We start from the raw sequence: 26,217 nt of genomic DNA, 5'->3' as shown, positions 1-26,217 counted from the left end.
AACCGGACACCCGCACTCACGACAGGAGGCCAAAATGCCAGACCTGAGCGCCTTTCCGATCACCGCCCGTTGGCCCGCGACGATGCCTGAGCGGATCCAGCTCTACTCCCTGCCGACCCCGAACGGCATCAAAGTGTCGGTGGCGCTGGAGGAACTCGACCTCCCCTATGAGGCGCACCGCGTTTCCTTTGACAGCGACGACCAGACGACCACGGAGTTCCTCTCGCTCAACCCGAACAACAAGATCCCCGCGATCATCGATCCCGACGGACCGGACGGCATGCCTTTGGGTCTCTTCGAAAGCGGCGCGATCCTGATTTATCTGGCGGAAAAGGCCGGCCGTCTTCTGCCGCAAGAGCCGCGCCGACGTTACGAGTGTCTGCAATGGTTGATGTTTCAGATGGGCGGCGTGGGACCGATGTTCGGGCAGTTCGGGCATTTTCACAAGTTTGCAGCCGACAAGGTGAAAGACCCCTACCCGCGTGAACGTTATCTCAACGAAACCAAGAGATTGCTTGGCGTTCTCGAACAGCGCCTGGCCGGACGCGCCTACATTATGGGCGACGATTACACCATCGCAGATATCGCGATCGTGCCGTGGCTTCGCACCCTTGGCGGATTTTATGAAGCCGATGAACTGTCCGGCCTGAACGAACGGACCAATGTTCTGCGCTGGATGAAGACCTGCCTCGATCGCCCGGCATTCGCGCGCGGTCTCGCCATCCCTGCCTGACCGGGATCAATGCAAAGATGACGACATGAAGCAACCAGAGACAAGGCCGCGCGGGCTCGAACCGGAAATCGCTTTCGCGCGTCTGACGGAGATTCCGGCAGACGAGATCACCGCGCACATGAACCACCCCCGTGTGATCGAACACATGCCGCTTGTGACGAATGACTGGGATCGGCAGCGCTGTGCGGCTTTTATCGCAGCCAAGGAAGCTGGTTGGAAGCGCGACGGTCTCGGTCACTGGGCGATCCTTTGCGACGGCGCCTATGCCGGCTGGGGCGGATTTCAAAAGGAAGGCGATGAATGGGATTTCGGCCTGGTGCTGACGCCCGAGCGTTTCGGCCTGGGTGTCGCAATCTCGCGGAATGCACTCGCATTCGCCAGGGCGGACCGGCGTATTCCCTACGTGACCTTTCTTCTGCCGCCGTCACGACGCCACCTCAGAGGACTTGCGCGGCTCGGCGCCGTCTACCTCGGTGAGGTGGATTACGAAGGCCGCAGGTTTCTCAAGTTCCGGATGGAAACGAACGGTGCAGCTCCCGGTCATCCGGGCATCGGGATCTCCGCGCCGATCGAAGGTACATCATAACCGCGCTGAACCGCCGGACGTGCTGCGAGTTCCAGGTACCAGCGCCGGACGTTCGGGAAGGCATCGAGATCCACGCCCTGCCACTGGTAGCGGCTCGCCCACGGCCAGATCGCAATGTCGGCAATCGAATAGGCACCGGCAACAAACTCATGCTCGCTCAGTTGTTTGTCGAGCACGCCGTAGAGGCGACGAGCCTCCTCGGCATAGCGGTCTTCCGCATAGGCCGCCTTTCCGGGATTGAAATGCAGGAAATGATGCGCCTGGCCCAGCATCGGCCCGAAACCGCCCATCTGCCACATCAACCACTCGATAACGCGAAGCCTCTCAGGGCCTTCGCCTGGCAGAAAACGTCCCGCCTTTTCCGCCAGATAGAGAAGGATCGCGCCTGATTCCATCAGGCTGACACCGGCCTCCCGGTCGACAATCGCCGGGATTTTTCCGTTTGGCGCGATATGCAGGAAATTCGGCCGGTGCTGTTCCCGGTTCAGGATATCGACCGGGAAAACCGTATAGGGCAGCTCGCATTCCTCCAGCATGATGGAGACCTTGCGTCCGTTCGGGGTTGTCCACGAGTACAAATCGATCATTGCCGGCCCCCTGGCATGGCGCTGCTGACGCTTTTGCATACCATTTCGACATAGACCCGCCGCGTGTTCAAGCCGATTGCCGCGCCCGACCGATCTTGATGGCAAAACCGCTCGTCGTCATGCATTTGTCACACATTGAAAGAAACTCACGGCCATCTGTTCACGCTGTGTGGACAGTGAATTCAATGCGACGTGCTTGATGATCCCGGCCTCACGAACGATCTGTGAGCGACGCTGCCGCGCTTGCGGTTTCGTCAAGACACGACTTCAAGAGGGTTCACATGATCAAGCTTCCCACCGCCGCCGCTCTTGTGGCGCTCCTGTTCGCCACGCCGCTCGCAGCCGAGCCGGTTGCCTACGCTTTCGACAAGTCACATGCCAACCTGGCTTTCTCCTACAACCACCTTGGCTATTCGACGACCGACGGCCGCTTCGGCGAGTGGGACGGAGAACTGCTGATCGACCTCGACACGCCGGCCAATTCGAAGATCAGCATGACCGTCGATGTCGACAGCATGGACACCTTCTGGGCCGAGCGCGACAAGCACTTGAAGAGCGCGGACTTCTTCGAGGTCGCCGCCCATCCGACCGCGACCTTCACATCGACCAGTGTCGAAAAGACCGGCGAGAACACACTTGCGATTGCCGGCGACCTGACCATTAAGGGCATTACCAAGCCGGCGACCTTTCAGGTGACCGTGAATGCCCAGGGCGAACACCCGATGGCCGAGAAGCCGGCCGTGGGCCTCGACGCCACGACCGTGGTGAAGCGCACCGACTACGGAATGGACATGTATGTTCCGTATATCGGAGACGACGTGACAATTTCCTTCAGTGCAGAAGCCCTGAAAGCAGAATAAACGGATCAGTTTCCGGACACGCGGCTCAATCATCTTACGCGTGTCCGGACGATACCAGCCCAGGGAGGCCATGATGCAGTTGCGCAATACGTCCACAGGCTATGGCAACGTTGCTATTGCGTTTCACTGGACCATGGCCGCCCTGATGATCGGCATGTTCGCGGTGGGCAAATACATGTCCGGCCTTGACCCAACGGCGCCCGATACATTTGCAATTTATCAGTGGCACAAGTCCTTCGGCTTCGTTGTTCTGGCCCTCGCCGCGCTTCGGCTTCTATGGCGGGCCGTCAATCCGTCACCGGCCCTCCCCGCGAGCATGCCAACCTATCAGCGGATTGCATCGCATCTTGGCCATGCGGGCCTTTATTTCGTGCTGTTCGCCCTGCCGATTTCCGGCTGGCTAATGGTTTCTGCGTCGCCCTGGGGCATTCCGACCGTCCTCTTTAACGTGATCCCGGTGCCGCATCTGCCCGTACCGGAGGTATTGGGAACAAATGCCGAGGCGGAGGAATTCCTGAAAGAGGTTCACGAGCTGCTCGGGTTCGTTCTGCTTGCCCTCTTCGTCGCCCATGTGGCTGCAGCGCTCAAACATCATTTCATCAACCGCGACACCGTCATGAAGCGGATCGTTTCGACGGCGCCCGCCCGCGTGGACACGGTCCAAGAGACCTGAATGCCCCTTTCGGCGGGACCGTCCACGACACACAGGAGTTCTCATGTCACGCTCTTCGACGCTCAAACGGCTCGCCCTCACGATCGGGCTTGTGACCGTTGCCGCGACCCCGACAGCCGCGACCACCTGGTCCGTGGACCAGGGTGCCAGTTCGGTGACCTTCGTCGCGCAGCAAAACGGCTCGCCGCTCAAAGGCACTTTCCAGGACTGGAGCGCCGAAATCACCCTCGACCCGAACGCCCTCGACGAGGCGGAAATCAATGCGACCGTTCGGCCGGGTTCTGCAAAGACCGGCAAACCACAAGTCGACCAGACGCTGCCCGGCGCCGCCTGGTTCGCCACATCCAGCCACCCGGAGGCGACATTCACTTCCAGCGAGATCGTCTCCACCGGCGAAATCAGCTATGAGGCGCGAGGAACCCTGACCATCAAGGGGAAGAGCGAGCCCTTTGTCCTTCCCTTTACGCTGACTGTCGACGGTGACACCGCACGCGCGAAGGCAAGCGTGTCGCTCGCCCGCCTGATCTTCGGCGTGGGGACGGACGTGTCGCCGCCGACCGTTGCGGACCCGGTGACCGTGGACCTCGAAATCACCGCGACACGCTGACGAAGGGCGCCTTCATTCGGGGATATGAAAATGTGAAGGCGTATCCCTTGGCTCAAGCTCCCCGAATGGCGTAAAAGGCGGCACCCTCTTTCTCTCCGATGCAGGTCAAGGTCCGTCATGTCCGAACAGAAGTCCCCCGCCTATCGCCATGCCTCACTGTTTCCGCTGGCCGAGGACACGACGCCCTTCCGCAAGCTGTCCGGCAACCACGTGCGCGTGGACAGTTTCAACGGCGAGGACGTTCTGGTGGTCGAGCCGGAGGGGCTGCGCCTTTTGGCCGAAGAGGCCTTTGCCGACATCAACCACTTCCTGCGTCCCGGACACCTCGCCCAGTTGCGCAAGATCCTCGATGATCCCGAGGCAACCGAAAACGACAAGTTCGTTGCCTTCGATCTTCTGAAAAACGCCAATATCTCGGCGCATGGCGTGTTGCCGATGTGCCAGGACACGGGCACGGCGATCATCATGGGCAAGAAGGGGCGCCGCGTCTGGACCGACGGCAGCGACGAGGCAAAACTGGCAGAAGGCGCACGCGACGCCTATTTCAAGAAGAACCTGCGTTATTCACAATTGGCGCCTGTTTCCATGTTCGAGGAGAAAAACACCTCCAACAACATGCCGGCTCAAATCGAGCTCTACAGCGAAGGCGAGGATGCCTACAAGTTCCTGTTCATGGCGAAGGGGGGAGGATCAGCCAACAAGACCTTCCTCTACCAGGGCACCCCATCGCTGCTGACGCCCGAACGTCTGATCGACTTCATCAAGGAAAAGATCCTGACGCTCGGCACGGCTGCCTGTCCGCCCTATCACCTTGCCATCGTCATCGGCGGCACGTCGGCGGAAATGACGTTGAAGACCGTGAAGCTGGCGTCCGCGCGCTATCTGGACGGCCTGCCGGATGCCGGATCCGAGCTTGGCCACGCCTTCCGCGACCATGAAATGGAAGCGCAGATTCACAAGTTGACGCAAGACACCGGCGTCGGTGCACAGTTCGGCGGGAAGTACTTCTGCCACGACGTGCGTGTGATCCGGCTGCCCCGGCACGGCGCATCGCTGCCCATTGGCATCGGCGTCTCGTGTTCCGCCGACCGACAGGCACTCGGCAAGGTCACCAGGGACGGCATCTTTCTCGAGGAGCTTGAGCGCGAGCCGGTCAAATACCTGCCTGAGGTGACCGACGAGGCCCTTTCCGATCACGTGGTGAAGATCGATCTTACACGGCCGATGCCGGAGATCCTTGCGGAACTCTCCCGTCACCCGACCAAGACGCGTTTGTCGCTCACCGGCCCCGTGATCGTGGCGCGCGATCTGGCGCATGCCAAGCTTCGTGCCCGGCTGGAAGCCGGCGAGCCGCTTCCCGATTATTTCAAGAACCACCCGATCTACTACGCAGGCCCGGCGAAAACGCCGGAAGGTTACGCGTCCGGGTCCTTCGGCCCCACAACGGCCGGGCGCATGGATGCGTATGTCGATCAATTCCAGGCGGCCGGCGGCTCGATGGTGATGCTGGCGAAGGGAAACCGCTCTGCCCAGGTGCGTCGCGCCTGCCAGGCACATGGCGGGTTCTATCTCGGGTCCATCGGCGGCCCCGCAGCGCGGCTCGCCCAGGACTGCATCAAGAAGGTTGAGGTCGTCGAGTTCGAGGAACTGGGGATGGAAGCCATCTGGCGAATCGAGGTCGAAGACTTCCCCGCATTCATCGTCATCGACGACAAGGGCAACGACTTCTTCAAGGACCTCAACCTCGGCTGATCAAACCGAAAGGGTCGCGTCCTCACAAGGATGTGATCCCGGTCACGGCTTCATGCCAAAATTCCGCTACGGTTGTTCCAAGATGCCCCTTTGCATTAACCGCTTTGCAAGGGACAATACCGATTATCATTAACGGACCACCGACCGATGGAAGGATGGTTTGCTTGACCACCGGATGGGAACCCTAAGATGCGCTTCTTTCGTTTGCTTGCAATAACCGTGGCCGCAGCAGTCGTTGCCACGCCGACTCTCGCCGCTCGCTATTTCGACCCGGCGACCAAACAGTGGATCGACTACAGTGCGCGCGGCATGCCGAGCGGCAAATCGCCGATCCGTCGGGAGCGTATTCGTTACGATGGACCGTATGGGCCAGGCACTGTCATCATCGACACGAGCGAGCGCCGCCTCTATCACGTGCAATCGAACGGTCGCGCGATCAAATACGGCATTGGCGTTGGCCGTGAGGGGTTCCAGTGGGCTGGCACCAAGCGCATTACCCGCAAGGCCGAATGGCCGGGCTGGACGCCTCCGCCGCAGATGCGGGCGCGTGAACGCCGCAAGGGACGTGTGCTTCCCGCGCATATGCCGGGGGGGCCGAACAACCCGCTGGGCGCGCGTGCGCTGTACCTTGGATCCTCGCTCTACCGTATTCACGGATCGAACGAGCCATGGACCATCGGCACCGCCGTCTCGTCCGGCTGTATTCGCATGGCAAATGACGACGTCAAGCATCTTTACGACAACGTCAATGTCGGCACCAGGGTCGTGGTCAAGCGCTGACGCAGCGATCGACCAAGGCGCGACGCAATATTTCACGGAAAAGGGCTGGCATCCGCCGGCCCTTTTTGTTTTGTTTCAACGACAGTCCAGAGACCTTCCGCAAGGGCCTTCCGACTCCACCGCAGTGGAAAAAGGGGCTAATCTGCATATGGGCAGCCATGGTCCGGCGGAGGCGAAATGAGACGTTACGGCAGATGCATATCGACACCACAAGCGGGTGCACGGTGGGGACATGGCCGTTTTCCAACGGCTCCGAAGTCAATTCTAGTCTTCTTCGGGGCCGTGGCGCTTCTTCCTGCAATCGCACTTGGAGATCCCGCGCTTGAAGACCGTGGCAAGGCGTTGTCGAAGCTTCATTGCGCGCGCTGCCATGTCGTCGCGCCGGACGACAGGATGAGCGGCATTTCCTCAACGCCGTCCTTCATGATCATGGTGAAGGCGCTTTCGGACTGGCGCGATCGTTTCGAGACATTTTATGCCCGCCGGCCGCATCCCGCGCATATTCGCTTCGATACGGACGAGGAGCGCCCACCCGACCAACCGGCGACAATCGAGGAAGTGATGCTGAAGATCGACGACATCGACGCAATCGTCGCCTACGCGCAAAGCCTGGCGGAAAACTGAAAAAACGCCGACGCAGATCCAGACATGCCGCCGAACGGGCTTCAGCCGAGCACGACGACCTTGGCACCGATCTTGACCCGCGAATGCAGGTCGATCACGTCCTGCTGCCACATGCGGATACAGCCCGACGAGGCATTTGTGCCGATGCTGCGCGGCTGGTTGGTTCCGTGAATGCGGTAAAGCGTGTCGACATTGCCCTGCCAGAGATAAAGCCCCCGCGCACCGATCGGATTTCGGGGGCCGCCGTCCTGACCGTCGCGGTACTTCTCGAGTTTCGGGTCCCGGTCAATCATCTCGGCCGGCGGAAACCACTTCGGCCATTCGCGCTTGAAGCGGATGATCGCATCGCCCGACCACGCAAAACCGGCGCGTCCGACACCAATGCCATAGCGAAGCGCCCGTCCGCCCGGCTGCACCAGATACAGAAACTTGTTCGCCGGGTCGACGATGATGGTGCCCGGTTCCTCGGAAGTGATATGGCGAACCGATTGGCGAAGGTACCTCGGGTCAAAGTCTTTCCAGGGAATGGCCGGAATGCGAAAGCCCCCGTCGGTGCGCGCGGCATAGGCCAGCGCGTAATCGGGCGTGCCGTCGGCGCGCGGGGTCAGGCCCGCGGCTTCAATGGACCGCCCCTTGGTCTGGCACGCGGCAAGGAACAGCGGCAGGCCCATGATGAGCGCGCGGCGGGTCAGGACACCAGGTTCGAGGGGACGACGTGAATGACGTTGGCGCACGACACAGGTCTCCGATGGAATCAGCCTTAAATTATTGGCCTGATTCCGCGACCTTGTCGATGTACTGCCACTCCAAGACCGCCATTTTCAGCGTTTGGGATCCCGCGACAGCCCCTTTGCCTCAAGGTCCTTCAGATACCCGCCCCACATCTCCTCACGCTCTTTCGCGAGCTTCAAAAAATAATCCCACGAGAAAATGCCGGTATTGTGCAGATCGTCGAAGTGAATACGGACCGCGTAATTTCCAACGGGTTCAATCTGCATGATGCCGACGTCCCGCTTGCCGGGCACAGTCTGCTTCTGCGCGGGAGAATGGCCCTGCACCTCGGCGGAGGGCGAACACACCCGCAGATACTCGGCCTCGAACGCATGACTTTCCCCGGTGTCGAAGGCGACGGTCAACTGCTTCTTGTCCTTGGCGAGACGGATCTCTTTCGGCCAGGGCTTGCTATCGGTCACGGGCAAGGTCCTTTCAATCGGAAAAAGCCCCATCAGGGACTGCGAACACGGTGCGGACCATAGCGTTTCAACGGCTGGCGGCAAGTCTGTCGCGACGCGACTGCACCGGCTCCGCCGCCCACACCGCCGGAAGTCGGCATTCCCGTGCCACGACAATTGACGCAGGGCGCTATTCCGCTACGTTGCCCTTAACAGCATGATGCCGCTTAGCTTGCGACAGGCAAGATATCGGGAACTGGTTGCGGCTTACGAACGCGCCTTTCACCCAGTTGAGGAAACGGAAATGTCCCAGCCGATGATCGACCCCTTCGGACGAGAAGTCAGCTACTTGCGCGTGTCGGTGACCGACCGCTGCGACTTCCGCTGCGTCTACTGTATGGCGGAGGACATGACGTTCCTTCCCAAGCGCGAGGTCCTCAGCCTCGAGGAACTCGACCGGCTGTGCTCCGCCTTCATCAAGAAAGGCGTGCGGAAGCTGCGCCTGACCGGTGGCGAGCCTTTGGTGCGCAAGAACATCATGAGCCTCATCCGGGGCCTGTCGCGCCACCTCGACTGCGGCAAGCTGGAAGAACTGACCATTACCACCAATGGCTCGCAGCTCTCGCGGTTCGCGCAGGAACTGTACGATTGCGGCGTGCGGCGCATCAATGTCTCGATCGACACGCTGGACACGGCCAAGTTCAAGGCGATCACCCGTTGGGGCGATCTCGGCAAGGTGATGGACGGTCTGCGCGCCGCGACCGCCGCCGGATTGAAGGTGAAGATCAATATGGTGGCGCTCAAGGGCGTCAACGAGCATGAAATCGTGCAGATGATGCGCTGGTGCCACGAACAGGGCTACGATCTCACGCTGATCGAGACCATGCCGCTCGGCGAGATCAACGAGGACCGCACGGACCAGTATCTGCCGCTTTCCACGGTGCGCGAGCGCATCGCAGAGAACTTCACGCTGGAAGACATTCCCTACAAGACCGGCGGACCGGCCCGCTACGTCAGCGTTGCGGAAACCGGAGGGCGGGTCGGTTTCATCACGCCGATGACCCACAATTTCTGCGAAAGCTGCAACCGCGTGCGGGTTACCTGCACGGGCATGCTCTACATGTGCCTGGGGCAGGACGACAGTGCGGATCTGCGTGCGGCCCTTCGAGCATCGGAAAGCGACGAGTTGCTCAACGACGCCATCGATGAGGCCATCGGACGTAAGCCCAAGGGTCATGATTTCGTAATCGACCGGCAGACCCGCCAGCCGGCCGTCACCCGACACATGAGTGTGACCGGCGGCTGACGCCATGCAGACGAAAGACAGCGGATCGCGAAGCGCTCTGCTCGACAGGCCGGCCGCACGCCTGTCGGCGTTGGTCGTTGCAGGTTTGGCCGTTCTCGCGATTGTGTGGATCGGGCGCGTCGGGTTTGCCGGCGTGGCACTGACACCATTCGAGCACCTCGCGCCCGCCGGCAACGCCGATCTTGCCGGGAACCCTGAACTTGCGGCGTGCCTGCAATCGCGGGTGGGCGCCGTCGATCAGATGCGCAGCGACGGGGTGATCGACGATGCGCAATATGACACCTTCAAGACCCGGGCGGTCAGCTATTGCCAGGCGCAATTTCCACCGCAATAGCAATCGCCAGGGCGCTGTGGCCCGGCCCTCCGGTGAAAAGGCGACTTCAACTGAAACGCATCCGTCTTCGTGCCGGGCGCTCCGGCGGCTCCGGCCTTGATGCCGCAGCCCGTTCCTGCACCCCTTCCCTGTCGCCGGACGACCCGCCCGACAAAACCGGAACAGGCTCGGCCGGGGACGTCGCATGGATTTTCCCTGCGGCGTGGCCGGAAAGCGCATCGCCCTGCTCGGAGCCAGATGACCCGCTTGCTGTGTCCGTCCGTTCATCCGTCTCGGGTCGTGTAGCCAAATCGGCGTCCTGTTCGGCCTTACGCCTGTCTGCGCCCTGAAGCGACCCTGCAACGTCCGGCGCTTCGCCAGCGGCCGGATCAAGCGAAGGCACCTCGCCCTCCGCCGCCTCCTTCGCAGCGGCGTCCGCCTTGTCGCGCTCTTCCATCCAGCCGTAACCGTTGCCGACCTGCCAGGAGGTTTTCAGGCCCTCGACCAGGGTTTCGACGGTGCGAAAGTCCTCGTCATAATCGTTCAGTCCATCAACGCAGGCGAGCACCGGGTTGGACCGCCACAACTTCCGCAGCGCCGTGTTTTTCAGCTGCTTTGAAACACCTTCTTTCAAGAAGACCGAATAGTCGGAGTCAAACGCCAAGGTCTCCAGATCGACCTCTTCGGCAGCCGCCTGGTTCTCCTCGCGGATGCGCGCTGCCTCGGCGGCTTTCTCCGCCTGCTCCAACGGAGCCGGCGCCAAGCGCGCTTCATCGCGCTCGCGTTGCTGCCGCACCGCCCGTTTGCGCTGGGACCAGCGGCTCAGAAACCCGGCGTCCTCGTCGACCGCCGGCCTCTTTCCCGACGTGGCTTTTCCCGTCGTGTCCTTGTCGAATTCACTCATGATCCGTCCTCTTCCGACCGGCCGTCGGGGTTGAAGATCGGCGCCTTTCCAAAAATCTGCCGTTCCTCGACAGCCTTCGTCCGACGCCGCTTCCTGAAGGCAGGCGCCTCGGGAATCGCGGCCAAAAACCGCGCCATCCAGGCAACCGTCGCAGCAGGCATGGTGACCCGTTCGACGAGACTGTCAGGACGTTCCAGAAAGCCCTCCGCTTCATGGGGATCGGCCGTCAGGCCAAACACCCGCCACGGCGGTTCGGCACCGCTGTCGGTCTCTTCCAGCAGTGCCCATACACAGGGGACGCCGGTTTCGATGTTGCTGTCGTAGGCTTCGACCATCTTGTGATGCAGCGTTAAAGCATGCGGCGCCGACAGATAGCGCACGGTCTCCCCATCGCGAGCGACTTCGTGCCAACCATCCGTCGCGGGGGCAGCGGCGACGACCTCGGGCACGGCCCAGACCCAGTCGACCCACCGCGATGTCGCCGGTCGTCGTTCGAGGACGACGCCGAGCATGGCTGACACTTCCCGTTCCACGCAAAACTCCTACAATCCATTTGTCTGCATTGACAATGCTGGCGTCTGCCCCCCTTCGGAGACACCCCATGATTTTGGTCCCTTGCAGGCGGAAAGACAATGTCCGTCCTGCGTCCGGAACGCTGCGTCTTCCTGCAAGCACACAGATTTTGCCACAGTGCAATCTCGGTTAGGAAATTCGCGATCACCTGCGCTATCTTCGCGGCAAAATGACAAGCTGCCGGAACGCGCCGCCTGCCGAACCGGCGGTTCCGCGACGGAGGAATTCATGACAGCGACCCAAACAAGGGTTCTCCTGTGCGATTGCGAAAAGACCATGCGCCTCGACCCCGCCCGGATCGAGGGTATTGACGCAAACACCCCGCTTCACACCCAATTGTGCCGCTCGCAGCTTACCGCCTTCGAAAAGGCGCTGGCCACCGGCGAGCCCCTGTTCGTCGGCTGCACGCAGGAGGCCCCGCTTTTCGACGAAGTCGCCGAAGAACACGGCGCCACTCAGCGGATCGACTATGTGAACATTCGCGAGCGCGCCGGCTGGTGCGCGAGCGGCACCGATCCCCATCCCAAGATCTCCGCCCTTCTGGCGGAAGCACGGGTCGCCGGCGAGCCTGCACCCTTGCGCTCAATCGAATCCGACGGGGTCTGCCTGATCTACGGCAAGGGCCAGCAGGCCCTCGACGCCGCCCGTGCGCTTGAAGGCCGGCTTTCGGTCTCGCTTCTCCTGAGCGATGCCGCGGATCTGGTGCTGCCGACGATACTCGAGGTGCCGGTGCACAACGGACGCATTCGCTCCGTGTCCGGATCTCTTGGCGCGTTTTCCGTGACGGTTGACGGCTACGCGCAGATCCTGCCGTCTTCACGCGGCTCCGCGCAATTCGCCATGCCGCGCGACGGCGCAATGTCGACCTGCAGCCTCATTCTCGATCTGTCCGGCGAGACGCCGCTGGTCACGGCACCGCAAAAACGCGATGGCTACATGCGCGCCGATCCGAAGGATCCGGCAGCGGTGGCGCGTGCGCTCTTCGATGTTTCCGACATGGTCGGCACCTTCGAAAAACCGGTCTACGTGGAATACGATGCGTCGATCTGCGCGCATGGCCGTTCCGGCAAGACAGGATGCACCAAATGCCTGGACGCCTGTCCTGCCGGTGCGATCACCAGCGTTGGCACGCAGATCGCGGTCGATCCCGGCATCTGCGGCGGCTGCGGATCCTGCGCGGCGCATTGCCCGACCGGAGCTGTCGCCTACACCTACCCCGCGCGCGACACACTGATCCGCCGCCTGCAAACCCTGCTCGGAACCTATTTGGAGGCCGGCGGCAAGGACCCGATCGTCCTCGTCCATGACGAAAGCCACGGGCTGGAGTTGATCAACGCCCTGGCAAGGTTTTCCGACGGATTGCCAGGCAACGTCCTGCCAATCGCTGTGCATGCCGTCACCGTGTTCGGCCATGACGCGATGCTCGCCGCCGTGCTTGCAGGTGGCAGACGCATGGTCTTCCTCTGTCCGCCTTCCAAGGCCGACGAGACCGAGGCCCTGGAATGCGAAATCGCACTTGGTGAAGCCTTGTTGCAGGGCATGGGCTATGCGAAGGACGGCGTGTTCTCCATCGCCATGGAAGCCGACCCGGACGCCGTCGTCGGGTATTTTACCCGTCCGACCGGGCCACTCCCGAACACGCCCGCCAGTTTCGATCCTGTCGGCGGCAAGCGGGACGTCGCGCGAAGCGCCATTTCGCGCCTGATGCAATCCGCACCCGAGCCGGCAACGATTATCGCCTTGCCGGAGACGGCGCCTTACGGGCGCATCTCCATCGATGCGGATGGCTGCACGCTATGCCTGGCCTGTGTCTCTGCCTGTCCGGCGAATGCTCTGGCCGACAATCCCGACAAGCCGCAGGTGAACCTGACCGAAGCCGCCTGCGTGCAATGCGGCTTGTGCGCGACCACCTGCCCGGAAAACGTTATCGCACTGGAGCCGCGCTACAATTCGGCACCGGAGGCGATCCGTCCCGTCGTGCTGCATGAGGAGGAGCCGGCGACCTGCGTGTCCTGCGGCAAGGCCTTCGGCACCAAGTCCTCGATCGCGCGCATTCGCGAAAAGCTTTCGGGCAAGCACTGGATGTTCCAGCGCGAAGATCAGGCCCGACTGATCGAGATGTGCGACGACTGCCGCATCTCGGCCCAGTGGGAGATGCCGGATACGCCGCTACGCGGCGGAACGCGTCCCCGCCTCACCACCACGGCCGATTATCTGGCGCTGGAGAAGGGCTCGCTCTCGGCCGACGATTTTCTCAAGGACGACTGATCTGCGCAGTTCCCGAACGAAAAGCGCCGCCAGGGACAACCGGCGGCGCTTTATTACAAAGACAGGTGGCTCACGCGGACCCCGCCGGCGGATCGAGCTCCGGGTCTGCGAGGTTCTGGCGCAGCATCTCAGTGTATTGATTGACCATATGGGTCACGAAGGCCTCGTGATCGTCGACCTCAAGCACCGTCTTGGCGACATGGGCGTTGTAGCGCGAGGCGGCCCACAGAAAGGCCAGATGCAGGTCTGTGGCCGGGATCTTGCGGTTTTCCCGGTTGGCCACCTCAATGAAGCGGGCCGCGACCTGCAGGAAGCCGGCGGTGTCGAGTTCCCCTTGCGCGCGTGCCGCACGACGCTCCTGGCGGTTGCTCATCAGCTGTCTTCCCTTGATTGGTTTTCGTTTTCCGCGACTTGGGATCAGGTGACCTCGAACCATGACATCATGCCGGCGACCTGATGCTCCAGCATATGACAATGAACCATCCATTTTCCCGGATTGTCCGCAACGAAGGCGATCTCGACGCGCTCGCCCGGGTCGGCGAGAACCGTATCGCGCCACTCCTCGCGCGCCACCGGCGCGCCGTTGCGCGCCACCACCTTGAAGTGATGCCCATGCACGTGAATGGCATGCGGCCAGCGCGTGTCGTTGATGATCGGCATGCGCACCGTCCGGCCCCGCGCGATCTTGAACATCGCCGGATCGCCATGCGTACCGGCAATCCCGTTGAAGGACCAGACCTTGCCCTGATCGACAAGCTCGCGCATGCCGCGTTGCTCGCCCTTCAGCGTGGCGCCGCTCATCCGGCCCATAGCGCCCCCCGCCATCAGGAGGTCTTGCGTCAGGGCTCCGCCCATATCGAGCGCCTTCGGCAGCGGATTGGCGGGAAGCGCGATATCCTCCGGCAGTGGCGTCGTGCGTGTCACGGCATCGCCATCGAGGACGAATTCGCACGCCGCGAACGGCTGACCCGATGCTTCCTCGATGGTGAAGGTCTTCGCATCGGCGGGCAGGTCGACAATCAGATCCGCACGCTGTGACGGGGAAATCAGCAGCGTTTCGTCGGCGAGCAACTCCGGTGCGACCGGCTGACCGTCGAGGGCCACCAGATGCGGCGCAAGACCGGTGAAGCGGATTGTCAGGACACGGGCATTGGCGGTGTTGACCACGCGCAGCCGCAACCGCTCGCCCGGGCGCGCCGGAAAGCGCGGATAAGGCTGGCCATTGACCGTCAGCACATTGCCGAGGCGCCCCGCATGGGCCCAGTCGTGCATGGCTCCGAGGCTTGCGACATCGATCTGCCGCGCCTCGTCGAGACGCCAGTCGTCGAAGGCAAGCACGACGTCGCGATCATAGGCCTTGGGTCCGGGTTCCTCGACAACCAGAACGCCATAGAGCCCGCGCGCGAGCTGCTCCCAGGAGCGGTTATGCGGATGATACCAATAGGTGCCCGCGTCCAGGGCCTTGATGCGATAATCGAAGGTGCCGCCCGGCTCCACCGCCGGCTGCGTCAATCCCGCGACACCGTCATAGGCGTTCTCGATACGGATGCCATGCCAGTGGATCGTCGACGGCTGTTCCAGCTCGTTCCTGAAACGGACATCAAGGGTTTCGCCCTGTTTCATTGTGAGCAGCGGACCGGGAACACGTCCGTCATAGCCCCAGATATCGGCCTGCGGCCCGCCGTTTTCCCAAAGTGCTGCGCGGCCCTTGCGCGCGGTGAGCGCGCGCGGCTCTTGCGTCGCGGCCCCCCCCCGGCCGATCAGAGAGGGAAGCATGCCCCACACTGCGGCGCCGGTGGCGCCGAGAAGTGCAGCGCGGCGCGTGATCCCGACCGGTCTTGTCATGACATCCCTCTTCGAAACCCAAATCCGGCGGCCGACAAAGCCTATCGTTGAAACCTGACGGCGTGAAACCCGAAAGCAAGCCCCGAGCGAGAAAACCCGTCGGCCTACCCAGCGTCAGCCGGTCCAGGCTTCCTCGGCGCCGCGCTCGAGCCTGCGCGCAATCGTCCCGAAAGTCACCGCGCCTACACAGGAAAGCGCCATTACCAGAACCAGCGCCCAGACGGTACCCGGCCACAAGACCCCCGACAACAACCAGCCGGCAAGCGCGGAGGCAATCGCGCCAGCGCCGATCTGAAGGCTGCCGGTCAGGCCCGACGCCGCGCCGGCCAGATCCGGACGGACGCTGACCGACCCGGCAATCGCGTTCGGCAATGACATGCCGTTGCCGACACCAACCACGAACATCGGCGCGAACAGCGCCAATGGATGCACAAAGCCGAGCGCGAAGAACGCGGCGATGGCCGACACGGCGCACACCAGGACGCAGTTTCCCCCCAGGATCATACGCGATATCCCGAGCCTTTCCGAAAACCGACCGGAGATGCCATTGCCAACCATATAGCCCGCCGCGACCATGATGAAATAAAGGCCATAGGCTGAAGGCGACATGTCGAACAGGCGCGCGGCCAGGAATGGCGCGCCGCCGAGGAAGGAAAAGAACACCGCAGAGGTGAAGGCCGACGTCAGCGTATAGGCCCAAAATAGCCGAGAACGCGAAAGCGCCGCATAGCTGCGTACAAGCCCGCGCATGCCCCCGCCGGACGCGCGCGTGTGATGGGTCTCGTGGAGTTCCGCCCAGGCCCATGCGAGCACCAGCGCGCCCAGGGCGATCATCAAATAGGAGCTCGACCGCCAGCCGAAGGTCTCGTCTAGCACGCCGCCTATGGCCGGCCCGATCATCGGCGCGACCGCCATGCCCATGGTGACATAGCCGATCATGCTGGCGGACTGCCGGCGATCAAAGAGATCACGCACGATCGCCCGCCCCAAAACGATGCCGGCGCAGCCACCCGCCGCCTGCAACATGCGTCCAGTGAGCATCACCTCGATGCTGGTCGCTGCCGCGCAGGTGAGACTGCCAATCAGAAAAAACCCGAGCCCCCACAACAACACGGGCCTCCGGCCATAGCGGTCGGAGAGTGGTCCGATGCCGATCTGCGCGATTGCGATCGCCGCGAGATAGAGCGACAGCGACAGCTGCACCATCGCCGCGGTGGTGTCGAACACGTCGACCAGAACCGGCAGGGACGGCAGATAGATATTGAGCGCGAGCGGGCTTACGGAGGAAACGGCTACGAGAAGCGCAAGCGAGGGACGGCGTTCGGGCAAGGCCGACGAGAGGCTGTTTGTCATAGGCTTAAGTACGGTCTGGGCGCCGGCATTGGCAAGACCAAAGGCCGGCGCCCGGAGCAAAGAACAAACGCCATTCATGCATCGTCCGGCAGGGCCTCAAGATCCCGGATCGCGTGACCCTGGATGAAATACGTGACGCAGCAAGGACCGAACCGCGAGCGCTCGCTCGAGGCGCCCCTTCTCTGTGAAAAAACGGAGATCCGCTTCGCTCAGGTTGAACGGATCGAGGAAACGTGGATCGCGGCGGGACATCGCAAGCTCCTGTCGTCACACGGCGACATCGGTCAACATCGCCTGTCACTTGAAGTAGTTTATTGCAAGTCACCCGACAAACTCGTATTTCTTGACTCTCGATTGAGGAAAATTCATCTGTATGAGATTCAATCTTCCCCAACTGAACGGTCTGCGCGTGTTCGAGGCGGTCGCCCGTCATGTCAGCTTCTCGCGCGCAGCAGAGGAGTTGAACCTCACTCCATCCGCTCTCAGCCATCAGATCCGCACACTCGAAAACCAATTCGGCCAGCCCTTGTTCAAACGCATGAACCGGTCGATCGCGCTGACACAAGCGGGGCAACGTCTGCTGCCTGGCGTCGAGCAAGGTCTTCTCCTCCTGAACGAGGCCGTGGAGCAGCTCGCTGCGCCGGGCAACGACAGCCGGCTCGTCGTTTCGACCGGCCCCGCCTTCGCGGCAAAATGGCTCGTGCCTCGCCTGCATCGGTTCGTGGACGCCTATCCCGAAATCGAGATTCTCGTATCCGCCAACATGAAGAACATCGACTTCCTGACCGGCGACGCGGATGTCGGGATCCGGTTCGGCCTGGGGGTCTATGATGGCCTCGAAGCGGAACCCCTACTTGACGAAACCGCAACCCCGGCCTGCACGCCGGAGCTTGCCGCGCGGCTGGCCTCACCGGAAGCGCTTGCTGGCGTTTTACTGCTTCACGACGACAGCATTCGCCACCTCCCCGATGTTCCAGGTTGGGCAGACTGGCTCACGGAGGCGGGGGCGATGAATGTAGATCCCTCCCGGGGGCTGCGTTTCAACCACGCAGAACACGCACTCGACGCGGCGGCGGCAGGCGCCGGCGTGGTGCTCGCACGGCAAAGTCTCGCGGCCGGAGACATTCGCATCGGCCGACTGGTCACGCCTTTTTCCTTGAGATTGCCGATCCACCCGAGATTTCATCTCGTCGGGCTGCCCGCGACCTTCCGGCGGCGCGCGGCGGCAACCTTCAGGGACTGGGTGCGTCAGGAAATCGCGGAGACGTCAGCTGCCTCTTAGTCCCGTCTTGGAGGCTGGACCGGGGGCGTGCAGCCGCTTGCGCTCGCGCATCAGACTGTAGAGACCGGTTGCCACCAGAATGGCGATGCCGGCAAGTGTGGGAAGGTCGGGAACATCGCCCCAAACCACATATCCGATCAGGATCGCCCACAGAATGATGGAGTAGCGAAAGGGCGCAACCATCGAGATGTCGCCCATCCGCATCGCGCTGATAAGACATGTGAATCCGACGAGAATAAAACCGGCCGCGGTGGCCAGGAAGATCAGTTCCTTTGCCGTCGGCATCGGCCATGTCTCGGTCGTGGACAGCACGAGGCCCATCACCGAGACCCCGCACAAGGTGGCAAAGGAAACGCCGAGGGTGGGGATATGGGCCGGCAGGACGTTGGTCGAGAGATCGCGCAGAACCATGAACATCACGCCGGCAAGCGCGACGAGCGCCCAGGCATCGAAGCCCGCCATACCGGGGCGGACGATGAGCAGAACCCCGCAAAACCCGACGACGATCGCCGTCCAGCGCCGCCAGCCGACCGGCGCTCCGAGAAAGATCGCCGCCCCGGCTGTCACCAGCAAGGGCAACGCCTGAAGGATCGCGGTCGCATTGGCAATCGGCAGGTGAAACAAGGCCGTCAGGTAGAACATGGTCGCGACGACCTCGGCAAAGACCCGCACGCCAACCCAACGGTTCAACAGGCGCGGAAACCGCCGGATCGAACCATTGGCGATACAGATGACCAGCAGGAGCGCAAGCGCGAAGACCCCGCGCAGGAACATGATCTGACCAAGCGGGAGGTTTTCCGACACGAGCTTGACGAAGCTGTCGTTGAAGATGAAACCCATCATGGCGAGCATCATGATGGCGACGGCGCGCCCGTTGTCGGGGGGTGTCATGGAAGGCCTTGCAGTTTGCGTCCTGTCGAGAGGGCGTGCAATGAGATCAATGGCGTTTGCGAATGGGCATATTCGTCAAGAGATTTTGCGGCTTCATGCGGATGATGCCGTCATGCCCCATCGCCAGCCCGAGCCAGACGGGTTTGCCGCGCATGCTCTCGATACTATCGCTGCGGTTGTCAAAGTCGAGGCGAAACAGCGCCGCCACCCGCGCCATGTCGGACTCGTCCACCGGCTTGCCCTCATAGAGCGCGTTCAGCAGTCGGGTCGCCTCGGAATCGAGACCGATGTGCCACGACCAGCGCTCGTCACGGATCGACTGCTGCGGCTGGATCCGTACGCCGACGCCGTGAAAGTGACCGATCCAGCTTTCCAGCACGCGTGCAAACGCATCCAGCGCCGGTTCGGTGAAGCGAAAATCAATCGCCGTATCGAAACGGTCGGAGCGCTCCCAGTAAATACCCTTGTTGTCTTCTGCGAGCACATCCAGGGCGATGTCGCGTGTGGGCGTGCCCGTCTCGGCAAGCAACGCGCCCAGCCCTCCCAGACCGCCGGTCTTCGAATAGGTCTTCACGATTTCGGCATCCGCCAGCATGAGCTGGCCGTCCGTCGTGGTCACCGCTTGCTCGCGAAACAGCAGTTCACCGGCGCGCAGGCGCATCGGGTCAGCGACCTTGCGCAGAATGTTGTGCGCAATGAGGTGCACCATCTGATCGATGAACATCGGCGGAATGGTGACCGTCGCGCCCTCTTCGAACAGCGCGGCATAAGACGCTTCAACCGTCCCGTTTCGTGCAAGATGATCGCGAAACCCCAAAATGATGCGGTAGTTTTCGGCCGCATCCGCATCCGCGATCGCGGCGACCTCCTCCGCGCCGACAGTTCGGAAGGGATCGCTCATCAGCGCCTCGAACAGGCGGTGTTCCGCCGGACAGGAGTCTTCCACCGGGTGGATTTCGGGTCGGGTGAAATAGGCCCGCAGAAAATCCGGTGTGACCGTCAACCAGCCGTTTTCGTCACGCTCCACGAGATGCATCCCGGAAGATTTCCAAAAGCTTCGCATCACTCGTCACCGCTCACGTCCCAGATCCGCGCGTGCGGCGCGTCCTCCGGTGGCGTGACCAGATGAAAGCGTTCATGAATCGCGCCCTCGTCGTCGATCTCGCGCTGGATCGCGAGCAAAGCATTGATCTCCAGTTCTTCGGCAAGTTCCATCGCGTCGGCGATCTCAGCCTCTGCCACGCCACGCGAAGCATCCGCACTGGGAGCGCCATGCTCATCGACAAAGTGCTGGGCCAGCCGCTCCACCAGCCGCTCTCGCTCGTCGGCCGAAATCTCCGCAGGCGTCGCGAGCGTGGTCCAGCCGAATGTTTCAAGCGACAGGAAACCGGACACGAAAGCCTGACGGACCTTGCCTTCCAGACCCTCCGGCGTGTAGGCGCGAAAGGCGAAAGTGCCCGGGATCACCCAGTCGCCCGGTTCGGCCGCGGCGGGAAACACTTGGGTGTCCGATGCATCGAGACGAATGGCTTTCAGGAATTTCGGCATGATCAGGCCTCCGAGGCCTCCAGAGAGTGAGAAGACAGATGCTCGCGCAGCCGTAGCGACAGGGTGTCGCCGCCACTCGCGGCATCGCGCTTGATCAGAAGGTTGCCCTCCTCGTCGAGCCCGAGGAAGGTGCCCTCGACTACGCCACCGACCGATTCGACAGCATGTGCACCACGATATCCTTCTGCCCGAAAGAGCCAGTTGTCGAGGACCGGAGCGAACCCGTCGACATCCCAGGAATGGATCCAGGTCAGCAAATGACGCGACAGGGATTCAATCACCTGTGTCCTGTCGAGATCGACCGCCCCCTCGTCGATCAGACTTGTCCGATCCGGCGTCTCGCCCGGCTCAAGCGGCCCGTCGAGCGGCGCCAGGCGAAACTCGAGCGCAACCGTCAGCCAGAGCGGCGCGCCATCATCGTCCAGTTCATCGCTCGTCGCCAGACGCGCGCGCCCGACCTTCGCGCCATTGACCTTGAACACATCCGGCCAAAGAAAGGTCAGGGCGGTCTCCGGAGGAGTGATCGCCCCAAGCGCGTCATTGGCCGCCACCATTGTGAGGAACAACATCTCAAAGCTGCGTGACGCCGGCACCTCCGGTTCAAGCACCAGCGCGAGCGACACGGTGTCGGTGCGCCGCGACCAGACGAAATCGCCGGCGCCGAAGCGGCCATCCTGAGCGCCACGGCAGGCGTCTTCGAAAACATCCGCGCTGGCCGGTACCGCGTGGCCGGTCAACAAGGGCGGAAATGTCGGGTCGGGCGTCAACACTGCCCCTCTCCTTCACAGACTGGAACACAGTGTTCAAGCAATGCGGGAATGCCATATGCGGAAGATCCATGATGGCGAGTCCCGTCAGGCAATTGACAGGACTCCTTCACCCACTGATTCAACCAGAAGCAATCAGTCGTCACCGAGATCGATTTCACCGGTCACGACGTGTTCGAACGTCTGACCGTCAATCGTCAAAACGACGCGCGCGGGCAGTTTTCCGCTCGTGAGGCCAGCCTCGCGCACATGCTCTTCAAGCGCTTGTTGCGAGGTCACACCAACCTGCTTCAGAAACTTGCGCATCGACATGTTGAAGGTTTCATTGTCCATTTTATCGATCCTGTCGTTGGAGGTATGAGCGATGGAGGTGCCGTCCGTTCACAAGCCGATTCAAGTGGTTTGTGTCTTGAGTCCGCGCTTCATCGCAAGTCATTGATCACTCTTAAAAACGCAGCATGATTTCCAGTTCCGATCCGTCGCGGCGAAGCGTCAACTTGCCGTTGGCATCGGCCCGCTCCAGGCGTCCTCGAAGCGCAGCTACCGTCCGAACGGGCCAACCATCGATCGCGAGAAGAACATCGCCCACGCGCAGCCCTGCGCGTGCGGCAGGACCATCGCCGGCCACGTCCAGGATCGTCAAGCCCGGACGCTGCGGTCCCAGTGGCGTAGCACGCAGATGCGCGCCAAGCGACCTGCGGACAGAAGTGCCAGCCCGCGCGCCGCTCACGATCCGCTGCACCAGCGGCGCGGATACGGCGAAATTGACCCCGATGTCGCCATCCCCGGATTTTGTGTAGATTGCGGACAATATACCGACAAGCCTTCCGCGCGCATCGACAAGCGCACCACCGCTCGCGCCCGGATTCACAGCTGCATCGGTTTGCAGGAAATCCTCGATGGCGTTGAAGCCGATGCCGCCGCGTCCCTGCGCCGAAATCACACCGCAACTCACCGAAACACCGAGACCGAAAGCATTTCCGATCGCGCAGACGGGCGTCCCGGGGACGGGGTCGCGCGCGGAGAGCGTGAGCCCCTCACCCGAGACCGCTTCGGCGCGTGGAGCCCTGAGAACGGCGAGGTCCGTTTCGGCGTCCCGATAAACGATTTCGGCGGGAATGACGCGCCCGTCCACCAACCGGACACTGGCACCGGCGGCGCGCCCGAGCACATGATCGGCCGTTACAAGCAAGCCATCCGGCGCGAGGCGAACGGCCGATCCTTCCGGCTCGTCCGCATTGACCTTACCCTCCGGCCAATCCGGCAAGAGAGCCACGACCTGATGGCGCGCGGCCGAAAGCGTTTCCAGCGCGGCGGGCGATGCTGCGAGGGCGTCGCCACTGCCGTGAGTCTGGTCGCCCAGCACGGACGGCACGCCCAGACCCAGGCAAATCACGAGGCCAAAACCGACCGCCATCATACGCCTGGTCAAATCCGATCGCTGCGGGTTCAATCCGCCTCGCCAGACGACAGGCGCACCGCCCCCGGCGTATCCGTCGAATAGACCGATGCGGCAGAGTAATCCAGGCCGCGTGTCAGAACACCCCAGGATCCGATCCCGATCACCGCGACTGCGACAATCGCTGCAACGAACGCCTTCATTTCCCAATCTCCTTCTCGTCTTGGTGAGGCGCCGCATCGGACGCCGTCGCCTGTTTCAGAAAGCGGACCAGTGCATTGCGTTCCTCAACGCTCTTGAGCCGCTGGATCGGCATTTTTGTCCCCGGCGTGACGACATCCGGGCCATGATCAAAAAGGTCGGAGATCGTCTTCTCCGTCCAGGTGAAGTCCGCATCCAGAAGCGCCTGCGAGTAAGGATAGCCCGGCAAGCTGCCGACCTCGCGGCCGAAGACACCATAGAGCGTCGGACCTGCCCGGTTGCCATCGTCCGGTGTCAGCGTATGACAGACCGAGCATTTTCGGGCGAACTGCAACGCCCCGGGATCCTGCGTATCCGCAACCTGGAACCGGCGCGGGAAGGAACTTCCGACAGGTTCGAAGGGCTTGCGCGGGGCGATCTGCCATGTGTTCACATGATCGTCGAGGCCCGCATAAAAGGCGACGGCATGATCGCCGGTGAGTGCCATGCCCCACACCGGGCCATAGGGGTTCTCGTAACGCTCGAGAAGTGTCCAAGCCTGTGCATCGTACACGCGGATCTGCCCGTCCCCACCACCGCTGGCCAGCAGAGCGCCATCCTGCGTCATTGTCAGCGCGAGAACCGGTCGGTCATGGTTCGCAAGCTGCTTGGAGACCTCCCCGCTCTCGATATCAACAACCGCAACCGCTCCATCCGTCGCGCCGAAGGCGATCTTTCTCCCACCCTTCATGAGCTGCAGAACATTTATCCCCCAGCCATGGACATGGACCTCTCGCAGAAGTGCCCCGTCGGCACGCGAGAACGATCGGATGACCCCATCGGACGCTCCGGTGAACACGACCTTCTCATCCGGCGAAAAGGCCACGGCATTGACGTTGTTGCGATGGCCTGTCAGCCGCCTCAACGGAACGAGCGAAGCATCGCGAACTTCGAAGAGATGCGCGCTGCGGTCCCAGGAGGCGACCGCCAAAAAACGCCCGGACTCTGAGACCGCGAGTGAGAGCATCTTGTCGTCGCCAGTATCCACCCGCGAAAGGACCGAACCATCAGCAAGATCCCAAAGCAGCACCGCCCCATCGTCACCGACGGAAACGGCTCTTTTTCCGCCAGGAAGAAAGCGCGCATCATTTGCCGCGGCATTGTGACCGATCATCCGCCTGGAAATTCGAGAATGTCCCTCTGCAATGTCCCAGAGGATTACCGAATAATCAAAGGATGTGGTCAACGCGCGGCGTTCGTCCCTGGAGAGCATCACCGACTTGATCGGCCCTCCATGTCCGCTCAGCCGCTCCGGCCAGCCAGCGGCGACCGCCGCACCGCAAAGCGCGACCGTCATCAAAGTGGTCAACCAGACAAGAGGCCGCCACACGGAGGCTACTCGGCGGGCTGGGGCGTCGGCGCGGAGCTGCCCTTGCCGTCTGCGCCCTGGCGCGAAAGCACCTCTTCGACCCAAAGCGAATGGTGTTCCTTGGCCCAGTTCAGATCGACCTGGCCGGACCCCATCGCGTCGAATGCCCCCTCCATTCCGATCGAACCGATGTAGATATGGGCGATGATCACACAGACCAGAAACACGCTCATGATCGAATGCCAGAGCGAGGCGAGCTGCTGTTCCTGAAGCACGGACAAGGCCGCCGGAAGCTCCGTTCCGAAGACGGTGTTGACCAACTCAAACGTGCCGCCGAAAAAATGGGTCGTATAGGGGAACAGGAGCGACCAGCCGGACACGGAAACCGAAACACCGCCGAGAATGGTCAGCCAGAAGATCATCTTCTGCCCGGCGTTGAATTTTTTCGCGGGCGGATGAAGGTTCTTGGAAAACAAACCGCCTGCCTGAAGGACCCATTTGACATCAGTGCGATCCGGCAGATTATGCCGCACCCACATCACGAAGATCATCGCCAGTCCTGCCATGAAGGCAAAGGCGAGATAGTTGTGAAGGTACTTGCCGACCATCGTCAGCCATGCAAACGCATCCGCCCCGATGACCGGCAATACAACGTAACGTCCGTACATCACGTTCAACCCTGTGAGGGCGAGAATGACGAAGGACGAGGCAAGCAACCAGTGGCCGAAGCGCTCGACCCCGGCAAAGCGGGTTATCGTCTTGTCGCTGCGGCCATGCTCGATCTTGATGCGGCCGCGAATGGCGAAAAACAAACACAGCACGACGACAATCGCCAGCAGCGCCCAGCTGGCATAAAGCGCAACCGGACCATTGCGCAGCGAGCGCCACAACTCGCCTTCCGACTGCACCAATGTTGCGGATTTTTCGTCTGGAATGGACACATTGCCGGCTGTACCCTGTCTCACCGCCCTCCAGAAGTCAGTGTCTGAGGATCCTCCGAGCGTATTCCCGGGGACACGACCGTCGACGGGCGCTTCCGCCGCAACCTGAGGGGCTGTGCCCTGTTGCGCCATAGCGGGCGCGGAGACGGTCCCGACAGCGCCAACCAAAAGAATAAGAGCGAGAGCACCGGCAGCGGCGCCATGCAGTCGCCCGGCAGTGCGGCTGAAAAGTCCATTTGCAATGAAGATCATCGTTCTCCTCCCGCCGACATGACGCCGGGCTCACTGGAATTCATCTGATCCGCGCGGAAATCCCCATTTCCACCAAGACCGACGGTCCGGATCAAAACCGCTGGCGATCTCCGCGCTGTTGCAGTGCGCGCCGGTCCGCCTCGCTCAGTTCCTCATCCGGGGCTCCCTGATAGACGCCCTTTTCCAAGATCAGCGGCCGGTTCTGTTCATCTTCGCGACAGCCGGACAGCGCCGAGAGCGCCAGCACCGACAGAGCGACAACCGCCAACGTCCGATTTCCCGATCCCACGTCCCAACTCCTTGCCCAATTTATGCAGCCTTGAACCACTGCCATGAAACTGCCGACCTGACGGCATCGCATGGCCTCAAGCCCGAAGCCGAAGCCGTCTGCCGGACAAGATCACGCACAGCACAGCCTGCCAAAAACCCCCATCTCCCCACCGGCATCCGTATAACACCGTAGTTCTTAGTGCATTCAAGACCTTTTGCCAGTGCGACGAAGTCTTTTGTCTTGGATTTCAGCGCACCTTTTCGCGCATGACGGGGCCTCTTCCCTCACCGGCCGGATCCGTCTTCGCGAGACGTCGTCCGCAGCCCGCGGCGGATCGGCTCCGGCATTGAAACCGCGCCGGCCGGCCACAGACAACAAAGG

At 62.1% G+C, this 26,217-nt stretch carries 30 protein-coding genes; 12 read left to right on the top strand and 18 right to left on the bottom strand.

Annotation, left to right across the window (positions count from 1 at the left end):
• The first annotated feature begins 34 nt into the window (after positions 1–34).
• Positions 35–733: a glutathione binding-like protein gene (locus tag BLU32_RS06720; protein WP_093805559.1), complete on the top strand. Its 699-nt coding sequence runs from the start codon at positions 35–37 to the stop codon at positions 731–733.
• Positions 734–758: 25 nt separating this feature from the next.
• The gene (locus tag BLU32_RS06715; protein ID WP_093805558.1) at positions 759–1,319 is read left to right on the top strand and encodes a GNAT family N-acetyltransferase; all 561 of its coding nucleotides are present in this window, start codon (positions 759–761) and stop codon (positions 1,317–1,319) included.
• Here the strand turns inward: BLU32_RS06715 and BLU32_RS06710 are convergent.
• Entirely contained in the window at positions 1,274–1,906 is a 633-nt protein-coding gene (locus tag BLU32_RS06710) for a glutathione S-transferase family protein (RefSeq protein ID WP_093805557.1), read from the bottom strand. The genes BLU32_RS06715 and BLU32_RS06710 overlap by 46 nt on opposite strands.
• Before the next feature lie 281 nt (positions 1,907–2,187).
• Here BLU32_RS06710 and BLU32_RS06705 point away from each other — a divergent pair, with 281 nt between their 5' ends.
• The 6 genes from BLU32_RS06705 (at position 2,188) to BLU32_RS06680 (ending at position 7,202) form a co-directional block, all read left to right on the top strand.
• The gene (locus BLU32_RS06705; protein WP_093810685.1) at positions 2,188–2,766 is read left to right on the top strand and encodes a YceI family protein; all 579 of its coding nucleotides are present in this window, start codon (positions 2,188–2,190) and stop codon (positions 2,764–2,766) included.
• 70 nt (positions 2,767–2,836) lie between these two features.
• Complete coding sequence (locus BLU32_RS06700; RefSeq protein ID WP_208976988.1) at positions 2,837–3,439, top strand: cytochrome b; 603 nt, start codon at positions 2,837–2,839, stop codon at positions 3,437–3,439.
• Positions 3,440–3,482: 43 nt separating this feature from the next.
• Complete coding sequence (locus BLU32_RS06695; protein WP_093805556.1) at positions 3,483–4,046, top strand: YceI family protein; 564 nt, start codon at positions 3,483–3,485, stop codon at positions 4,044–4,046.
• Between the two features lie 117 nt (positions 4,047–4,163).
• On the top strand, positions 4,164–5,798 hold the full coding sequence (locus tag BLU32_RS06690; protein WP_093805555.1) for a fumarate hydratase: 1,635 nt from the start codon (positions 4,164–4,166) through the stop codon (positions 5,796–5,798).
• 189 nt (positions 5,799–5,987) lie between these two features.
• Entirely contained in the window at positions 5,988–6,578 is a 591-nt protein-coding gene (locus tag BLU32_RS06685) for a L,D-transpeptidase (protein WP_093805554.1), read from the top strand.
• Between the two features lie 282 nt (positions 6,579–6,860).
• On the top strand, positions 6,861–7,202 hold the full coding sequence (locus BLU32_RS06680; protein ID WP_093805553.1) for a c-type cytochrome: 342 nt from the start codon (positions 6,861–6,863) through the stop codon (positions 7,200–7,202).
• 41 nt (positions 7,203–7,243) lie between these two features.
• On the opposite strand, the gene BLU32_RS06675 is transcribed toward BLU32_RS06680, so the two are convergent.
• Complete coding sequence (locus BLU32_RS06675) at positions 7,244–7,873, bottom strand: L,D-transpeptidase (protein ID WP_093805552.1); 630 nt, start codon at positions 7,871–7,873, stop codon at positions 7,244–7,246.
• Positions 7,874–8,023: 150 nt separating this feature from the next.
• Positions 8,024–8,395, bottom strand: coding sequence for a gamma-butyrobetaine hydroxylase-like domain-containing protein (locus tag BLU32_RS06670; RefSeq protein ID WP_244501811.1), 372 nt, complete (start codon positions 8,393–8,395; stop codon positions 8,024–8,026).
• 283 nt (positions 8,396–8,678) lie between these two features.
• Between BLU32_RS06670 and moaA the strand changes: the two genes are divergently transcribed.
• Together moaA and BLU32_RS06660 are read left to right on the top strand one after the other, a co-directional pair.
• Positions 8,679–9,680 (top strand): GTP 3',8-cyclase MoaA, encoded by a 1,002-nt coding sequence (gene moaA, locus BLU32_RS06665; protein WP_093805550.1) that lies wholly within the window; start codon positions 8,679–8,681, stop codon positions 9,678–9,680.
• A gap of 4 nt (positions 9,681–9,684) precedes the next feature.
• Positions 9,685–10,014: a hypothetical protein gene (locus BLU32_RS06660; RefSeq protein ID WP_093805549.1), complete on the top strand. Its 330-nt coding sequence runs from the start codon at positions 9,685–9,687 to the stop codon at positions 10,012–10,014.
• 46 nt (positions 10,015–10,060) lie between these two features.
• Here BLU32_RS06660 and BLU32_RS06655 read toward each other — a convergent pair whose 3' ends face one another.
• Positions 10,061–10,897, bottom strand: coding sequence for a DUF3306 domain-containing protein (locus BLU32_RS06655; RefSeq protein WP_093805548.1), 837 nt, complete (start codon positions 10,895–10,897; stop codon positions 10,061–10,063).
• Positions 10,894–11,430, bottom strand: a complete 537-nt coding sequence (locus BLU32_RS06650) for a DUF3305 domain-containing protein (RefSeq protein WP_157727546.1) — start codon at positions 11,428–11,430, stop codon at positions 10,894–10,896. Before BLU32_RS06650 ends, BLU32_RS06655 begins: the two co-directional genes overlap by 4 nt.
• 268 nt (positions 11,431–11,698) lie before the next feature.
• On the opposite strand from BLU32_RS06650, the gene BLU32_RS06645 reads away from it, so the two are divergent.
• Positions 11,699–13,738 (top strand): 4Fe-4S dicluster domain-containing protein, encoded by a 2,040-nt coding sequence (locus tag BLU32_RS06645; protein ID WP_093805546.1) that lies wholly within the window; start codon positions 11,699–11,701, stop codon positions 13,736–13,738.
• A 70-nt stretch (positions 13,739–13,808) separates the two neighbouring features.
• Here the strand turns inward: BLU32_RS06645 and BLU32_RS06640 are convergent, their stop codons facing one another.
• From BLU32_RS06640 to BLU32_RS06630, 3 genes are all read right to left on the bottom strand, one after another.
• Positions 13,809–14,111 (bottom strand): DUF3144 domain-containing protein, encoded by a 303-nt coding sequence (locus BLU32_RS06640; protein WP_157727545.1) that lies wholly within the window; start codon positions 14,109–14,111, stop codon positions 13,809–13,811.
• Between the two features lie 44 nt (positions 14,112–14,155).
• A complete protein-coding gene (locus BLU32_RS06635) occupies positions 14,156–15,583 on the bottom strand; it encodes a multicopper oxidase family protein (RefSeq protein ID WP_157727544.1) in 1,428 nt (475 codons plus the stop codon).
• A 114-nt stretch (positions 15,584–15,697) separates the two neighbouring features.
• The gene (locus tag BLU32_RS06630) at positions 15,698–16,936 is read right to left on the bottom strand and encodes a multidrug effflux MFS transporter (protein ID WP_093805545.1); all 1,239 of its coding nucleotides are present in this window, start codon (positions 16,934–16,936) and stop codon (positions 15,698–15,700) included.
• 373 nt (positions 16,937–17,309) lie between these two features.
• Here BLU32_RS06630 and gcvA point away from each other — a divergent pair, with 373 nt between their 5' ends.
• Positions 17,310–18,218 carry a transcriptional regulator GcvA gene (gene gcvA / locus BLU32_RS06625; protein WP_093805544.1) on the top strand — a complete coding sequence of 303 codons (909 nt, stop codon included), beginning with the start codon at positions 17,310–17,312 and terminating at the stop codon, positions 18,216–18,218.
• Here gcvA and BLU32_RS06620 read toward each other — a convergent pair.
• The 10 genes from BLU32_RS06620 to BLU32_RS21660 all read right to left on the bottom strand — a co-directional run bounded on the left by BLU32_RS06620 (position 18,204) and on the right by BLU32_RS21660 (position 25,854).
• A complete protein-coding gene (locus tag BLU32_RS06620; RefSeq protein ID WP_093805543.1) occupies positions 18,204–19,109 on the bottom strand; it encodes a DMT family transporter in 906 nt (301 codons plus the stop codon). The two genes, gcvA and BLU32_RS06620, sit on opposite strands and share 15 nt — an antisense overlap.
• 46 nt (positions 19,110–19,155) lie before the next feature.
• Complete coding sequence (locus tag BLU32_RS06615) at positions 19,156–20,172, bottom strand: DUF6352 family protein (RefSeq protein ID WP_093805542.1); 1,017 nt, start codon at positions 20,170–20,172, stop codon at positions 19,156–19,158.
• Positions 20,172–20,657, bottom strand: coding sequence for a DUF6505 family protein (locus BLU32_RS06610; RefSeq protein WP_093805541.1), 486 nt, complete (start codon positions 20,655–20,657; stop codon positions 20,172–20,174). The genes BLU32_RS06615 and BLU32_RS06610 overlap by 1 nt, the downstream gene beginning before the upstream one ends.
• A 2-nt stretch (positions 20,658–20,659) precedes the next feature.
• Entirely contained in the window at positions 20,660–21,427 is a 768-nt protein-coding gene (locus BLU32_RS06605; RefSeq protein WP_093805540.1) for a biotin/lipoate--protein ligase family protein, read from the bottom strand.
• Between the two features lie 132 nt (positions 21,428–21,559).
• Entirely contained in the window at positions 21,560–21,757 is a 198-nt protein-coding gene (locus BLU32_RS06600) for a DUF6494 family protein (protein ID WP_093805539.1), read from the bottom strand.
• Between the two features lie 112 nt (positions 21,758–21,869).
• Positions 21,870–22,856 (bottom strand): S1C family serine protease, encoded by a 987-nt coding sequence (locus BLU32_RS06595; RefSeq protein WP_157727543.1) that lies wholly within the window; start codon positions 22,854–22,856, stop codon positions 21,870–21,872.
• Between the two features lie 17 nt (positions 22,857–22,873).
• Entirely contained in the window at positions 22,874–23,026 is a 153-nt protein-coding gene (locus BLU32_RS21665; RefSeq protein ID WP_157727542.1) for a hypothetical protein, read from the bottom strand.
• Positions 23,023–24,360: a c-type cytochrome gene (locus BLU32_RS06590; protein ID WP_093805538.1), complete on the bottom strand. Its 1,338-nt coding sequence runs from the start codon at positions 24,358–24,360 to the stop codon at positions 23,023–23,025. Before BLU32_RS06590 ends, BLU32_RS21665 begins: the two co-directional genes overlap by 4 nt.
• 38 nt (positions 24,361–24,398) lie before the next feature.
• Complete coding sequence (locus tag BLU32_RS06585; protein ID WP_244501809.1) at positions 24,399–25,337, bottom strand: formate dehydrogenase subunit gamma; 939 nt, start codon at positions 25,335–25,337, stop codon at positions 24,399–24,401.
• Between the two features lie 319 nt (positions 25,338–25,656).
• On the bottom strand, positions 25,657–25,854 hold the full coding sequence (locus BLU32_RS21660) for a hypothetical protein (RefSeq protein ID WP_157727541.1): 198 nt from the start codon (positions 25,852–25,854) through the stop codon (positions 25,657–25,659).
• Positions 25,855–26,217: the final 363 nt, after the last annotated feature.

The organism is Stappia sp. ES.058, assembly GCF_900105595.1.
In the GTDB taxonomy this organism is placed as follows: domain Bacteria; phylum Pseudomonadota; class Alphaproteobacteria; order Rhizobiales; family Stappiaceae; genus Stappia.
The sequence above is the reverse complement of the archived record's forward strand: the minus strand, read 5'-3'. Positions and strand labels throughout refer to the sequence as shown.

Bases quoted from the DNA above. Each gene is read 5' to 3' on its own strand.
- BLU32_RS06710 (WP_093805557.1), bottom strand. From the start codon at position 1,906: ATGATCGATTTGTACTCGTGGACAACCCCGAACGGACGCAAGGTCTCC.
- BLU32_RS06720 (WP_093805559.1), top strand. From the start codon at position 35: ATGCCAGACCTGAGCGCCTTTCCGATCACCGCCCGTTGGCCCGCGACG.
- BLU32_RS06600 (WP_093805539.1), bottom strand. From the start codon at position 21,757: ATGGACAATGAAACCTTCAACATGTCGATGCGCAAGTTTCTGAAGCAG.
- BLU32_RS06685 (WP_093805554.1), top strand. From the start codon at position 5,988: ATGCGCTTCTTTCGTTTGCTTGCAATAACCGTGGCCGCAGCAGTCGTT.
- BLU32_RS21665 (WP_157727542.1), bottom strand. From the start codon at position 23,026: ATGAAGGCGTTCGTTGCAGCGATTGTCGCAGTCGCGGTGATCGGGATC.
- gcvA (WP_093805544.1), top strand. From the start codon at position 17,310: ATGAGATTCAATCTTCCCCAACTGAACGGTCTGCGCGTGTTCGAGGCG.
- BLU32_RS06655 (WP_093805548.1), bottom strand. From the start codon at position 10,897: ATGAGTGAATTCGACAAGGACACGACGGGAAAAGCCACGTCGGGAAAG.
- BLU32_RS06630 (WP_093805545.1), bottom strand. From the start codon at position 16,936: ATGACAAACAGCCTCTCGTCGGCCTTGCCCGAACGCCGTCCCTCGCTT.
- BLU32_RS06645 (WP_093805546.1), top strand. From the start codon at position 11,699: ATGACAGCGACCCAAACAAGGGTTCTCCTGTGCGATTGCGAAAAGACC.
- BLU32_RS06675 (WP_093805552.1), bottom strand. From the start codon at position 7,873: ATGGGCCTGCCGCTGTTCCTTGCCGCGTGCCAGACCAAGGGGCGGTCC.
- BLU32_RS06660 (WP_093805549.1), top strand. From the start codon at position 9,685: ATGCAGACGAAAGACAGCGGATCGCGAAGCGCTCTGCTCGACAGGCCG.
- BLU32_RS06615 (WP_093805542.1), bottom strand. From the start codon at position 20,172: ATGCGAAGCTTTTGGAAATCTTCCGGGATGCATCTCGTGGAGCGTGAC.
- BLU32_RS06640 (WP_157727545.1), bottom strand. From the start codon at position 14,111: ATGAGCAACCGCCAGGAGCGTCGTGCGGCACGCGCGCAAGGGGAACTC.
- BLU32_RS06705 (WP_093810685.1), top strand. From the start codon at position 2,188: ATGATCAAGCTTCCCACCGCCGCCGCTCTTGTGGCGCTCCTGTTCGCC.
- BLU32_RS06690 (WP_093805555.1), top strand. From the start codon at position 4,164: ATGTCCGAACAGAAGTCCCCCGCCTATCGCCATGCCTCACTGTTTCCG.
- BLU32_RS06715 (WP_093805558.1), top strand. From the start codon at position 759: ATGAAGCAACCAGAGACAAGGCCGCGCGGGCTCGAACCGGAAATCGCT.
- BLU32_RS06620 (WP_093805543.1), bottom strand. From the start codon at position 19,109: ATGACACCCCCCGACAACGGGCGCGCCGTCGCCATCATGATGCTCGCC.
- BLU32_RS06635 (WP_157727544.1), bottom strand. From the start codon at position 15,583: ATGACAAGACCGGTCGGGATCACGCGCCGCGCTGCACTTCTCGGCGCC.
- BLU32_RS06700 (WP_208976988.1), top strand. From the start codon at position 2,837: ATGATGCAGTTGCGCAATACGTCCACAGGCTATGGCAACGTTGCTATT.
- moaA (WP_093805550.1), top strand. From the start codon at position 8,679: ATGTCCCAGCCGATGATCGACCCCTTCGGACGAGAAGTCAGCTACTTG.
- BLU32_RS06590 (WP_093805538.1), bottom strand. From the start codon at position 24,360: ATGACGGTCGCGCTTTGCGGTGCGGCGGTCGCCGCTGGCTGGCCGGAG.
- BLU32_RS06695 (WP_093805556.1), top strand. From the start codon at position 3,483: ATGTCACGCTCTTCGACGCTCAAACGGCTCGCCCTCACGATCGGGCTT.
- BLU32_RS06610 (WP_093805541.1), bottom strand. From the start codon at position 20,657: ATGCCGAAATTCCTGAAAGCCATTCGTCTCGATGCATCGGACACCCAA.